General features: G+C 70.3%; 8 protein-coding genes. 4 read left to right on the top strand and 4 right to left on the bottom strand.

Going from position 1 to position 10,592, the window contains the following annotated elements:
• Positions 1-405: ATP-binding protein (locus H5J26_RS23665; RefSeq protein ID WP_309238041.1), on the bottom strand; the 405-nt coding region annotated here is incomplete at its 3' end.
• 186 nt (positions 406-591) lie between these two features.
• Here H5J26_RS23665 and H5J26_RS23660 point away from each other — a divergent pair.
• From H5J26_RS23660 to H5J26_RS23650, 3 genes are read left to right on the top strand one after another with little or no spacing between them, the layout of a single operon-like run.
• A complete protein-coding gene (locus H5J26_RS23660; protein WP_181767970.1) occupies positions 592-1,461 on the top strand; it encodes a helix-turn-helix domain-containing protein in 870 nt (289 codons plus the stop codon).
• 3 nt (positions 1,462-1,464) lie between these two features.
• Complete coding sequence (locus H5J26_RS23655) at positions 1,465-1,701, top strand: DUF397 domain-containing protein (protein ID WP_181767969.1); 237 nt, start codon at positions 1,465-1,467, stop codon at positions 1,699-1,701.
• A gap of 6 nt (positions 1,702-1,707) precedes the next feature.
• Entirely contained in the window at positions 1,708-2,544 is an 837-nt protein-coding gene (locus H5J26_RS23650) for an SAM-dependent methyltransferase (protein WP_309238040.1), read from the top strand.
• A 56-nt stretch (positions 2,545-2,600) separates the two neighbouring features.
• Here H5J26_RS23650 and H5J26_RS23645 read toward each other — a convergent pair whose 3' ends face one another.
• Positions 2,601-5,555, bottom strand: a complete 2,955-nt coding sequence (locus tag H5J26_RS23645; RefSeq protein WP_181767968.1) for a glycoside hydrolase family 2 TIM barrel-domain containing protein — start codon at positions 5,553-5,555, stop codon at positions 2,601-2,603.
• 310 nt (positions 5,556-5,865) lie between these two features.
• On the opposite strand from H5J26_RS23645, the gene H5J26_RS23640 reads away from it, so the two are divergent.
• Positions 5,866-6,663: an SGNH/GDSL hydrolase family protein gene (locus H5J26_RS23640; RefSeq protein ID WP_181767967.1), complete on the top strand. Its 798-nt coding sequence runs from the start codon at positions 5,866-5,868 to the stop codon at positions 6,661-6,663.
• 51 nt (positions 6,664-6,714) lie between these two features.
• Here the strand turns inward: H5J26_RS23640 and H5J26_RS23635 are convergent, their stop codons facing one another.
• Together H5J26_RS23635 and H5J26_RS23630 are read right to left on the bottom strand one after the other, a co-directional pair.
• Positions 6,715-8,067, bottom strand: a complete 1,353-nt coding sequence (locus tag H5J26_RS23635) for an SWF or SNF family helicase (RefSeq protein ID WP_181767966.1) — start codon at positions 8,065-8,067, stop codon at positions 6,715-6,717.
• Positions 8,064-10,592, bottom strand: a 2,529-nt coding sequence (locus H5J26_RS23630; RefSeq protein WP_181767965.1) for a DEAD/DEAH box helicase, incomplete at its 5' end; no start/stop codon positions are given. The genes H5J26_RS23630 and H5J26_RS23635, both read right to left, overlap by 4 nt.

The following is a 10,592-nucleotide window of genomic DNA, read 5'->3' as shown; positions in this document are numbered from 1 at the left end:
CGCCCACACGGCGTGACCTCTCTTGGGTCCGGCTTTGAGGCTCCCGCGACGGATGCCCCAGTCGTCCGCGAGGACGCTCACCAGAAGCAGACCGCGTCCGCCTTCGCCGTCGGTGTCGACGGCGTCGTTCGCACGGGGCTCCATGGGATGGGGGCCGCCGCCCTGGTCCGTCACCTCGAGGCACAGCCGCAGGCCCACCAGCCACAGCTCGCAGCTGACCTTCTCGCTGGCGGTGTGGCGCACGGCGTTGGTGAACAGCTCGGAGACCAGCAACTGCGCGTCGTCGCATGCCTCTTCATCGACATGCCACTCGTGCAGCCGGTCGAGAACTCGTCTTCGCGCCCGCGCCACCGACGTGTCGAGGGCGGGGAGGCGGAACGCGTCCCGAAGCGGGCGTGCCGACACAGCAGAGGGCCGATCTTCTAAAGAGAGGGCGTCATGGGGGGGAGCCACAGCTCCACTATGGGGTTGGTCGGTGACAGATGGCAAGGATCAGTATGCAAATTACAGAATCGCTCGGGCCAGGCTGTCCCCGCACGGAACGTCCGTGCCAAACTGCTTGCTCATGACAGCAGTTGGAGGCGAGCGATAGTGGTGGACTCGCGTGCGGGTGGTGGAGCTCCCACCGTTCTGCGAGTGGTGCTCGGCAGGCGATTGCAGCATCTGCGGGAGAACTGCGGTCTGTCGTACGAGGAAGCGGGACGGGCGCTGGACGTCACTCACGCGACCGTGCGGCGCATGGAGAAGGCCGAAGTCGGCCTGAAGGTGCTCTACGTCGAGAAGTTGCTGCAGACATACGGAGTCACCGACCAGTCGGAGGTCGACGCCTTCCTCTCCCTTGCCCGGCAGGCGAACCAGCCCGGGTGGTGGCACCGCTACCGCGACGTGCTGCCCGAGTGGTTCAGCGCCTTCGTCAGCCTGGAGAGCGAGTCGCACGTCATCCGCGCGTACGAACCGCACTACGTTCCGGGGCTGTTGCAGACCGAGGGCTATGCGCGGGCCGTGCTGCGGGCCGGGATGCCCCACGTACCGGAGGAGGAGATCCGGCGTCAGGTCTCGCTGCGTCTGGAGCGGCAGGCCGTGCTGGAGCGGGACGAGCCGCCCATGCTGTGGGTGGTGATGGACGAGACCGTGCTGCGCCGTTCGCTCGGTGGTCCCGAGGTGATGCGCGACCAGATCGACCACCTCATGGCGGCTGCCTCGCATCCCCAAATCCGGCTGCAGATCATGCCGTTCAGTGTCGGACCGCACCCGGCGATGTACGGCCCCTTCCACATCTTCCGGTTCCCGATCGAAGAACTGCCGGATGTCGCCTGTGCCGAAAGCCTGGTCGGAGCCGTCTACTTCGACCATCGGGAGGACGTGACGACGTTTCTGGAGGCACTGGACCGGATGTGCGCCCAGGCCGCGCCCGTGTCGCGGACGGAGGCGATCCTCAGTGCAATGCGCAAGGAGATCTGAACCATGGGTCGTATCTACAACGGCATGCCGGCCAAAGCCCTCGGCACCGAGGGCTGGCACAAGCCTTGGAGCGGCGGCAACGGCGGGAGCTGTGTGGAGGCGTTGAAGCTGGCGGACGGGCGGGTGGCCCTTCGCCAGTCCACGGACCCGGACGGGCCCGCACTCATCTACGCCCCCCAGGAGATCAAGAAGTTCATCCAGGGCGCGAAGGCCGGCGACGCCGACTTCCTGCTCGCATGACAGGCAGTGACCGAGAGGGAGGACGACGTGTCGGAGACGGGCTTCAGCCCTGAGGAGATCGACACCACCAAGCCGCATCCGGCGCGGATGTACGACTACTACCTGGGCGGCCGGGACAACTACGCGGTCGACAGGGAGGCCGCCGACCGCGTGCTGGGACACGCGCCCTTCATCCGGCCCACCGCCCAGGGCAACCGGGGCTTCCATCACCGGGCCGTGCGCACCGTGGTGGAACGCGGCATCCGGCAGATCATGGACCTCGGCACCGGCATCCCCACGTCGCCCAACACCCACGAGCTGGCGCGGGAGATCGCGCCGGACACCCGTGTGGCGTACGTCGACAACGACCCCATCGTGGCGACCTACGCGGGGGCGAAGCTGACCAACTCGGGCAACGCGGGCTTCGTACTGGCCGATCTGCGCGACCCCGAGGCGATCCTGGACCATCCCGCCACCCGCGAACTCATCGACTTCGACCAGCCGCTCGCCCTGATGTTCGTCGCGGTGCTCCACTTCGTCCGCGACGACGAGGGCCCGCTGGAGCTCGTGCAGTCGCTCACCAGCCGCCTGACCGAGGGGAGTTGCCTGATCCTCTCCCACATCACCGCCGACTTCGACGGCGGTACCGCGCTGGAGCAGGCGGCGGAGGTCTACAAGAACTCCACCGCCCAGCTCATCATGCGCAGCCGCGAGGAACTGCTGCCTTACTTCGAGGGGTTCGAGCTGCTGGAGCCGGGCCTCGTCCGGCCCCCTCTGTGGCGTCCGGACGGACCGGTGCCGGACGCCGAGGAACTGCTGATGCACCACGGCTACGCCGGCGTCGGCGTCAAGGGCGGCGTGTAGCGCGACGGTTGGAGGGCGGGACCCCGGCTATCCGTCCCGGGGCCCCGGGACTGCCGTCACGGCGTGGTCGGCCCCGTGCGAGGCGGCAGGCTGCTGAAGACGAGAGCGAACTCGGCGGAGCCCGCCGCCAGTTGGTGCTGAGGCAGTACCCCCGGGCCGCAGGACTGCGAGCCGATGCCGTGCTGGGCGTGATCGAGGTTCACCCAGACCGTCTCCCCGGGGGTCAGGTCGGTGGTGTGCTCTGCCGAGTCGAGTTGCTCTGTCGTCCAGGGCCGGGCAGTGAGCCAGAAGCGGTGTGTGTCCGCCTCCACCCGCAGACCCGCGCCCCGGGCCTCGGCAGTGGCGCCGGGCTCGCGCAGTTCCGCCCACCGGACTTCCGCACGGGCCCCGTTCTCCTGGGGGCGCACGTAGGGAGTCTGCATGTCGTCCACGGAGCTGTGCCACAGGCCGGTCATGGACGCCGCGCAGGTGTCGGGGTAGGCCTCTCCGGGCCCGCCGCCGAACCAGGTGACGTCGGCCAGAGCCGCGGGAAGCCCCATACGCACACCGAGCCGGGGGAGCGGGAAGTCCCACTCGCCCTCGGGCTCCACCGACACGGCGAGCCGCAGAAGGCCGTCTGAGGCACTCCACCGGTAGACGGTGCGCAGCGCGAGGCCGGAGGCGGCGGAGGCCACCCGTGTGCGCACCAGGAGCTCTTCGGCCCCTGCCTGCACGGACTCGGTGCGGTGGCGCATCCGGTGCAGCCCCTGGCGGCGCCAGATGAGGCCGTAGCGGGTGTCGGACTGCCACGACGCGCCGTCGTCGTTGTCGGTCGGCGCTCTCCACACATCCAACCGGGGACCGGTCACCGGCAGCGGTCCCAGGCGCGTGAGGACTCCGGTGGCGGCGTCGAAGACACCCGGGCCCAGGGTGATGAACTCCCCGTCGCGACGGGCGGGTTCGGCGGCTCCCGGCAGACCGGGCATCCGGCCGCCCGGGTGCGGTACGCCCGGCAGCTGGCCCCAGGCCAGGGTGTGGCCCTGCCCGGCCCATTCCGTCTCGCGCGCGAGCACGGCCCGTACGGTCCACTGCGCCTCACCGTGGCGCGTGCCTGCCGGGGGAGGGGCGGGCAGGGGCACGGCGGCGGACTCGCCGGGTGCCAACAGAGCTACGTCCAGCGGCCCTTCGGCCAGCGTCTCGCCCTGCACCTCGTACGACCACCGGAAGGCGAGGTGTGAAGTGTCCGCGAAATCCTGCCCGTTGGTGATGCGGACGGTGCTGGACCCCGGAGCTTCCGCCTCGATCCGGACCGGCTCGATCACCTTCTTGTACTCCAGCAGACCGGGGGAGGGAGTCCGGTCGGGGAAGAGCAGCCCGTCGCAGACGAAGTTCCCGTCGTGCAGCTCCTCGCCGAAGTCCCCTCCGTAGGCGAAGAATTCGCGCCCGTCCTCCGTGCGGCTGAGAAGGCCGTGGTCGATCCACTCCCATACGAACCCGCCCTGGCAGCGCTCGTACTTCTCGAACAGCCGCTGATACTCGCTCAGTCCGCCGGGGCCGTTGCCCATCGCGTGCGCGTACTCGCACAGGATGAAGGGCAGGGAGCGGCGGCGTGCGTCGTCGTCGGCGTCCTGGAGCGGCAGCTCCTGCCGCTTCCCGATGAGTTCGACCTCGTCGTGCGGTGCGTACATCCGTGAATAGATGTCCGAGTCGGGGCAGCGGCGGTCGTTCTCGTAGTGGACGGGGCGGGAGGGATCGCGCTCGCGGATCCACCGGGACATCGCGCCCAGTCCTTCTCCGGCACCGCATTCGTTGCCCAGCGACCAGATGACGACGGACGGATGGTTCTTGTCGCGCTCCACCATGCGCCGGGCACGGTCCAGCAGGGCGGGCGTCCAGCGCTCGTCGTCGACGGGGTTGTCGCGCCAGCCGAGCTCGGAGAATCCGTGGGTCTCGAGGTCGCATTCGTCGACGACCCACAGCCCGAACTCGTCGCACAGGTCGAGGAAGGCGGGGTGCGGAGGGCAGTGGCTGGTGCGGACGGCGTTGATGTTGTGCTGCTTCATCAGTTCCACGTCGCGGCGCATGGTCGCCATGTCGAGCGCGCGGCCGGTCTCCGGGTGGAACTCGTGCCGGTTGACGCCGCGGAAGAGGACGCGCCGGCCGTTCACCTTCAGCACGCCGTCCTCGATGGCGACCGTACGGAAGCCGATGCGGAAGGGCACGGTCTCGCCGCCGGTCGTCAGCTGCGCCTCGTACAGCTCGGGCGTCTCGGCGGTCCAGGGCTCGACCGGCAGCCGGACCGTCTCGCCGGTGGGGATCTCCAGGCCCAGTCCGGGCACGGTCACCTGCCCGTGCGGCAGGGAGTCCACACGCAGCTCGCCCTCGCCGGAGAGGTGGTCGTACGCGGAGTGCACGGTGAAGTCCGCCAGAGAGCCCTCGGGCCGGTGCAGCAGCGTCACTTCCCGGAAGATGCCGGGAAGCCACCACATGTCCTGGTCCTCCAGGTAGCTGCCCGCCGACCACTGATGCACCCGTACGGCCAGCACGTTGCTCTGAGGCCGCAGGAGATCCGTGACGTCGAACTCGTGCGGCAGGCGCGAACCCTGGAAGGTGCCCAGCTCCCGGCCGTTCAGCCAGACGCGGGCGCAGGACTCCACACCGTCGAAGCGCAGCACCACCGCGCCCTGTTGCGGCCATCCCTCCGGCAGGTCGAAGACCCTGCGGTGGTCGCCGGTCGGGTTCTCGTCGGGCACGTGGGGCGGATCGACCGGGAAGGGGTAGCGGACGTTGGTGTAGGCCGGTGCCCCGTGCCCCTGCAGCACCCAGTGCCCGGGCACCGCTGTCCGCTCCCAGCGGGAGGCGTCGTAGCCGTCCTCGGCGAACTCCGTGCTCGCGGTGTCCGCGGTGGGGGAGAGCCGGAAGTCCCAACTGCCGTTCAGCGACAGCCTCGCGGCGTCGGAGGACGCGTACCAGGCACGTGGTGCGAGGGTCTTGCCGGCCGGGGCGATGTCCTCGTAATAGGGCGTGCTCATCGCGCTCCTTGTGCGGTCCTGTCGGAATGTGTCCGGTCAGGTGATGGTACCTGCGCGTGTACGTCTGCCAACTGGGCGAGCGTGTAGGGATCTTGGTGGAGGGAAGCTACCTGCCGGTACCCGAATCCCCCCTTGTGCTGGGCGGTAATCGGCGGCGGCGCCTCCGCTTCGGAGAGTCAACGCCCTTTGCTGTGCAGAGGGTTCACGCCGATTACAAATTTGGCATGAACACTTCCAGTCAACGCCGGGAACTGCTACTCCTGCATGACAAAAGCACCCTCCATGTCGACCCCCCACCATGAGAGGTTCCATGAACCGACGCAGACTGACGACCACAGCTGTGGCGTCATTGCTCGGAGCCACCACCGTTGCCGTGGGCATACCCGCCTACGGCGCGGACGCGGCCCCCTCGTATGTCGCACTGGGCGACTCCTACTCCTCCGGTCTCGGAGCAGGCGACTACGACTCCGACAGCGGCGACTGCAAGCGGAGCGCGAAGGCGTACGCGGAGCAGTGGGCGGCTGCCAACTCCCCGGCGTCCTTCGACTTCACGGCCTGCTCCGGCGCCGTGACCGACGATGTCCTCGCCGACCAGCTGGGGCCGCTCAGCGCCTCGACCGGTCTGGTGAGCATCAGCATCGGAGGCAACGACGCGGGCTTCGCCGACACCATGCAGGCGTGCGTGCTGCAGGGTGAGAGCGTGTGCCTCACCAAGATCGAAGAGGCCAAGAGCTTCATCAACGGCACGCTTCCCGGCAAGCTCGACGGCGTCTACAACGCCATCAGCGAGCGGTCGCCCTCCGCGCAGGTCGTGGTCATGGGCTACCCCCGCATCTACAAGCTGGACGGCGAGTGCTCCGTCGGCCTGAGCGAGAAGTCACGCGAGGCAATCAACTCCGCGTCCGACACGCTCAACGACGTCATCTCCAAGCGTGCGGCCGACCACGGCTTCGCCTTCGGTGACGTGCGCGACGCCTTCACCGGACACGAGATCTGCTCCGGCGACTCGTGGCTGCACAGCGTCACCGTCCCCGTAGGGGAGTCCTACCACCCGACCGCCGCAGGGCAGTCGGGCGGCTACCTGCCGGTGATGGAGGCAGCCTCCTAACGCGGCGGAACCACAGCACGAAGCACGCCACCCGGCCGGGGCGAGCAGGACTCACGTCCTCTCGTCCCGGCCGGGTTCGTGTCGCCCGGACGCGACGGCCAGGGCCGCGGCCGGGTCCTGTTCTGGCCCGCCGGCCGGCGACCATGTGCCGTGCTCGTCGCGGTACGGCCACCAGCGTCCGTCCCGGCCGAGACGCAACTGTGCGGAGTCGTCCGGCGTGGTCCAGCGGTTGTCCGTGACGTGCAGCGCGGGGGGTGCCTCCTCCTCCGTCCATGCGGCCGCGAGTTGAACGCGAGCCCGCGCCATTTCGTCCGCGCCGGGTGTCCACGGCTCTGCCCACAGGGACAGCGCTGCTCCGCCTCCCGACTCCCATGCACGCGCGGCGGAAGCCAGCTGCGGGGGAGTCAGGCCGCACCCTTCCGCGAGGCGTTCTGCGACCGGCTGTACGGGCGCGGCGGCGGCCAGCCGGACGGCGTCCTCGGACCGGGTGAGGGGGCGGGACGGCTCGCTGCCGGCGTGGGCGGGCGTCAGGGCGTCGCGGAGCATCTGCTGTGCCCGCAGCGCGGCGTCGGATGCGAGGAACTCCAGTGCTGTGGTGTCCGGTCCGGAGGTCCCGGCCAGGAGCAGGGGAGCGCCGCCGTCGAGCGACGGTGAGGTGGCGGGCTCAGCCGGGAGCGGGAGCGGGGGCGGGGCGGGCAGTGGAGGCAGGATCCCTCCCAGGGCGAACGCCTGGTCAGCGGGAACTCCGGCCGGCTCTCCGCCCCTTGCCTGTGCCGACTCCTCCCCGGTCGCGGGGCCGGCCTTCCGTGCGGTGCTGCGCAGGCCCAGCTCGTCGAGCAACTCCCGCTCCGGGCGCCCGCGCAGCAACAGCAGCACGAAGGGATCCTCATCGAGCAGTCGCGCCATCTGGTAGCACAGGGCTGTCGTGTGCGGACAGTGGTCCCAGGCGTCGCAGTCGCAGGAGGGGTCCAGATCGCCGATGCCGGGAAGGAGTTCGACACCGACGCTCTCGGCCTCCTCCACCAGGCGGGGCGGCATGTCTCCGTCCAGGAGCGCGGCGATGTGCCCGGACTCCCGTGCCGCCACCTCCAGCAGGCGCTCCCATTCGGCCACGGTCAGCTCGCGCAGCAGTACGTCGGCGCGGTGGGGCGAGCCGTCCCTGTCGCGTACCACTGCGGTGATCCGTCCGGGACGCACCGAGACCGCACCGACAGCGCCCTGTCGCGCGAACCGGCGTCCCCGGCGCAGCTGTTCGGACTCGAGGGCTGTGTCCTCCAGTGCCTTCAGCCACCGTGCACCCCACCACGTACGGGTGAAGGCACGTCCACGGGCAGGAGGCAGGGCGGCGAAGGTGCGCTCACCGTCCGGGCCGGCGCCCTGGGAATCTCCGTCTGTCCGTGTCACGGCCGGCTCCTTCGCAGCTCGATCAGGTCGGTGAGTTCACTGTCCGACAGCTCGGTGAGAGCCGCCTCGCCCGAACCGAGCACCGATTCCGCCAGTGCTTGCTTGCGTTGCAGCATCTCGGCGATGCGGTCCTCGATCGTTCCTTCGGTGATCAGCCTGTGCACCTGCACGGGCCGGTCCTGTCCGATGCGGTACGCACGGTCGGTGGCCTGTGCCTCGACAGCCGGATTCCACCAGCGGTCGAAGTGGACGACGTGCGCCGCCCGCGTCAGATTCAGGCCCGTGCCGGCGGCCTTCAGGGACAGCAGGAACACCGGCACGCCGCCGCTCTGGAACTCGCGCACCATCTCTTCGCGCCGCGCGACGGGAGTACCTCCGTGCAGGAACCGCGTGGGCACGCCCCGCCCGGCGAGGTGGCTCTCCAGCAGGCGTGCCATCTGCACGTACTGAGTGAAGACCAGGACGCCGCCGGGATCCTCCTCGGCCAGGATCGCGTCGAGCAGCTCGTCCAGCAGCTCCAGCTTCCCTGAGCGTCCCGGCAGTGCGGGAGCGTCCTCCTTCAGGTACTGCGCCGGATGGTTGCAGATCTGCTTCAGCGAGGTCAGCAGCTTCACGACCAGCCCCCGCCGGGCGAAGCCGTCCGTGCCGTAGACCTCGGCCAGCCCTTCGCGTACGACTGCTTCGTACAGCCCGGCCTGCTCCGCTGTGAGTGACACGGCACGGTCGGTCTCGGTCTTCGGCGGCAGCTCCGGAGCGATGCCCGGGTCGCTCTTGTGGCGGCGCAGCAGGAAGGGGCGGACCAGCCGGGCCAGTCTCTCCGCACTCGCCGGATCGCCTCCTTCCGCCGCCTCCGCGTAGCGACGGCGGAACGTGCCCAGCCGGCCGAGCAGCCCGGGAGTCGTCCAGTCGAGGATCGACCACAGCTCGGACAGGTTGTTCTCGACGGGCGTGCCCGTCAGCGCGACGCGCGCACGGGCCGGGACGGTGCGCAGGGCTCTGGCAGTCGCGGAGAACGGGTTCTTCACGTGCTGCGCCTCGTCCGCGACGACCATCCCCCAGCCGGGCGCGGGGAGTTCGGACAGTCTGTCCGCATCGAGGCGCATGGTGCCGTACGTGGTCAGCACGAACTCCCCGTCGGACAGGCTCTCCAGGTTGCGCGTGCTTCCGTGATGGCGGCGCACTGCCGTGCCGGGCGCGAACCGTTCGATCTCCCGCTGCCAGTTGCCCATCAGGGATGCCGGACAGACGACCAGCGTGGGTCCGGCGGTACCGGGCTGCTGCTGACGGTGCAGATGGAGCGCGATCAGGGTGACGGTCTTGCCGAGTCCCATGTCGTCGGCCAGTACGCCTCCCAGTCCCAGCGACGTCATCCGTTCCAGCCAGTCCAGCCCGCGCAACTGGTAGTCGCGCAGGGTCGCCGCGAGCGCTTCCGGCGGCGCGAGCGGAGGACGGCCGGTCGACTCCGGCTCGTGAAGCTGCGCCCGCAGCGACTCCAACCGTCCTTCGGCGCGCACCTCGACGAGCTCACCGTCGGTCTCCGTCGTGCCGGCGAGGACTGTACTCAGCGCGTCGAGCGGGGCGATCTTGCTGCTCTGACGCTCGCGTGCGCGGCGTACCGCCGCCGGGTCGACGATGACCCACTGCCCGCGCAGACGCACGAGGGGGCGGCCGTCCTCGGCGAGTTCGTTCAGCTCGTCGCGTGTCAGCTCGGTCCCGCCGACGGCGAGGCGCCAGTCGAAGCTGAGCAGCGCGCCGGGGGAGAGCAGGGACGGCGGCCCGGCGCCTTCAGCGTCGCGAGCTGTCCGCCCGCGCCGGTCCGCTGCTTCCTCCTGACCCACGACGGCCCAAGCGGTGAGGGCACGCGCCATCCGGCGCGGCCAGTGCACGTGCAGCCCTGCCGCTTCCACCGCGCGGGAAACCGGTGCGCTCAGCAGTTCGGCGATCTCCTCGTCATCCAGTTCGACCCTGTCGGGCACGGCGGCGGACAGCAGAGGTGTGAGGGCGTCCCAGGCGGCTGCCGCCCTGCGCAGTGTCAGCAGCGTGTCCGTACGCACGCGGGGGCCGAAAGCTGTCGCCGCGCGGGAGGCGCCCGCCCAGACCTCGGACGCGTCGGCGACCAGCGTGGCGTCGGTGAGGCTGTGCAGCTGGAGTACGGCGACGAAGCGCGGGACGTGCGGCAGGTCGCCCTCGGCCGGAGAGTCTTCCGCCAGGACGGAATCGCTGTCCGGCAGCCCCGTGACCTCGATGCGCAGCGACAGGCGCACGCCCGCGTCGTGTCCGGCGGCCACCTCGGCGGCCCAGTCCCGCAGCTGAGGGAGGTGCTGCGCCGGCTCGTCGGCGAACGCGGCATGCCCGGCTGCCCAGACGGCGGCGGGCGACCGGGGCAGACCGTCGGCCACCGCGTCGAGGAAGGCGTGCAGCTGCTCCTCCGGATCGGGCAGCCGCAGCGGGGAGGTGCCGGGGAGCGGCAGGGCGTGGGCGTACGGCGGCATCGCCGCGGCGAGGTCCCGCAGTCGCTCGACGTC

It is taken from the genome of Streptomyces albidus (ex Kaewkla and Franco 2022) (assembly GCF_013870515.1).
Lineage (GTDB): Bacteria > Actinomycetota > Actinomycetes > Streptomycetales > Streptomycetaceae > Streptomyces > Streptomyces albidus.
Note: the sequence above shows the minus strand (reverse complement) of the source record. Positions and strands in the feature narration are given on the sequence as shown.